We start from the raw sequence: 1091 nt of genomic DNA on the forward strand, positions 1-1091 counted from the left end.
GGTCGATGTCGCGGCCGCCGGCCTTGACGTACTGCGACATCAGGCCCATCGCGTCCTTGGCGTCCAGGCCGATGCGCGACCAGTGTTTGCCGTAGTCGTTGATGGCGGCGGGGATGTCCTCCATCATGCTTTTCGGCAGTGTCTGCGCCGCTTTGGTCAGGACGTCGAAGGCTTCGGTTCCGTCCTTGGCCAGCTTGTTGTTGATCAGGTTGGCGGCGGCGGTCGCCGCGTCCGCGACGTCGAGCTCGAAGGTCTTCGCCAACGCGAGGGCGGCGGTGGACATCTCCCGCATCTCGGCGTCGGTGATGTCGGACAGTCCGCCGAGGGAGGACGCGACGCTGCCGATGGCCTCGTTGACCTCGTCGATCGACTCGCCCCACCCGGCTGAGAACACGTCGCCTGCGACGTCGCCGGCACGGGCCGCCTCCTCCTTGGTCAGCCCGAGCTGCGCGGTCAGCTTCGCGTTGGCGGAGCTGGCATCCATCGCGGCGGACATGCCGACGGCGAAGGCCGCGCCGACCGCCGCGCCGGCGGCCGCGCCACCGATCCCGGCCAGAGAGTTGTTGACCTCGGTGGCGGCGCCTTCCGCGCCGTTGGTCAGTTCATCGCTGTTGATTCCGAGTTCGACGAGGAGTTCGGCCAGGGTCGACATGCTCGCCCCCGTCCTTGGTCAGATCGGTTCCGCCGAGTGAGCGGTTGATGGTCTTGACGGCGGTGAGCATCTCGGTCCAGTCCATGCGGGGCCGGCCCTTGCCGCTGTCCCACTTGGGGAGGAAGTCCGAGGCGCGCGCCTTGCGGCCCTTGCCACGTGCGGTGTTGCTGATCGTGGCGGCGAGAATCGACATGAGGGCGTCGTCGCGGGCCTGGCCGATCGGGCCGGTGATCTGCTCGTAGGCGATCCACTCGGTGAGTTCGGCCGAGGAGTGCGTGGCCAGGAGCTCGGCCACGCTCAGGCCCTTGGCGAGGGCTAGTGCTGCTCCGCGAAAGTTCGTGGAGGGGGGTTCAGGCTTCCTGGAGGGGGCTGGCGGCGTAGGTCCACTTGAAGGGGCGGGCGGTCTCGTTCCGTTTGATCATGTAGTCGTCCATCTTGG

General features: G+C 67.8%; 2 protein-coding genes. Both read right to left on the bottom strand.

Annotation, left to right across the window (positions count from 1 at the left end):
- Window positions 1-652 (bottom strand): phage tail tape measure protein (locus OTB19_RS42995; RefSeq protein WP_267804296.1); only part of this gene is annotated, 652 nt, incomplete at its 3' end.
- Window positions 603-947: a phage tail assembly protein T gene (locus OTB19_RS43000; RefSeq protein ID WP_267804297.1), complete on the bottom strand. Its 345-nt coding sequence runs from the start codon at window positions 945-947 to the stop codon at window positions 603-605. The genes OTB19_RS43000 and OTB19_RS42995, both read right to left, overlap by 50 nt.
- Window positions 948-1091 lie beyond the last annotated feature (144 nt).

Source organism: Streptomyces sp. H27-H5 (assembly GCF_026627505.1).
GTDB lineage: Bacteria > Actinomycetota > Actinomycetes > Streptomycetales > Streptomycetaceae > Streptomyces.